Source organism: Neoroseomonas rubea (assembly GCF_016106015.1).
GTDB lineage: Bacteria > Pseudomonadota > Alphaproteobacteria > Acetobacterales > Acetobacteraceae > Neoroseomonas > Neoroseomonas rubea.
The window spans coordinates 1-936 of sequence record NZ_JACADQ010000662.1 but is presented as its reverse complement, the minus strand read 5'-3'; the positions used below and the strand labels follow the sequence as shown (position 1 = coordinate 936).

The following is a 936-nucleotide window of genomic DNA, read 5'->3' as shown; positions in this document are numbered from 1 at the left end:
CGGCGAGAGGTCGCGGCAAGCCGGCCGTCCCCGCGGCCGCGGCTGCGGGGCGTAGGGCGCCGGAGGCGGTCTGGGCGGCCCGTTCCGCCGCGGCCGGAGGGGGGGTTCCGAGCCACAGGGGCGCCCCGATCGCGGCCAGGACGGCCGCCGGGGAGCGCAGGGCCATGGGGCAGAGCGCGCGCATGGCCCGACTCGACTAGGAGCCGGAGTCGCCTCGCGCAACGGCGATTAAGCCGACGAATCCCGCAAATTGGAACGCGCCTCAACGCGCACAGGGACTTGGCGCCCGTCCTGTAGACGGCGTCTGCTCATTTGGTTGGCGATCCGGCCTCGAGCGTGCGGCGCAGCAACAGCAGATCCGCCCAGGCGTCCCGCTTGGCCGCCGGGGTGCGCAGCAGATAGGCCGGGTGCAGCGTGGCGAGCGCGGGCACCTCCCCCATGCCGTCCACCGCCACCTGGTGCCAGCGCCCGCGCAGCCGGGTGATGCCATCCTTGGCCCGCAGCAGCGCCTTGGCCGCCACACCGCCCAGCAGCACCAGCCGCCGGGGGCGCACCAGCGCGATGTGGCGCAGGACGAAGGGCAGGAACAGCGCTATTTCCGCATCCGTCGGCGTGCGGTTCCCCGGCGGGCGCCAGGGCAGGATGTTCGTGATGACGAAGCCGCCGGCCTCCCGGCTCAGGCCGATCGACGCCAGCATCCGGTCGAGCAGCTGCCCCGACTGGCCGACGAAGGGGCGGCCGAGCCGGTCCTCCTCCGCCCCTGGCGCCTCGCCGATCAGCATCAGCCCGCTGGCGGGGTCGCCATCGGAGAAGACGAGGTTCGTCGCCGTCTCCCGCAAGGGGGAGGCGTCGAAGGCGGCGATGGCGGCGCGCAGTTCCTCGAGCGTGCCGGCCGCGGCAGCCGCGGCGGCGGCACGGCCCGCGGCGGGGGGCAGG

1 protein-coding gene is annotated in these 936 nt (G+C 75.2%); it reads right to left on the bottom strand.

All coding sequences use genetic code 11. The annotated features are described in order from the left end of the window. Nucleotides 1-308 precede the first annotated feature (308 nt). The coding region (locus HW577_RS25665; RefSeq protein ID WP_198378908.1) for a uracil-DNA glycosylase at nt 309-936 on the bottom strand (628 nt) is incomplete at its 5' end.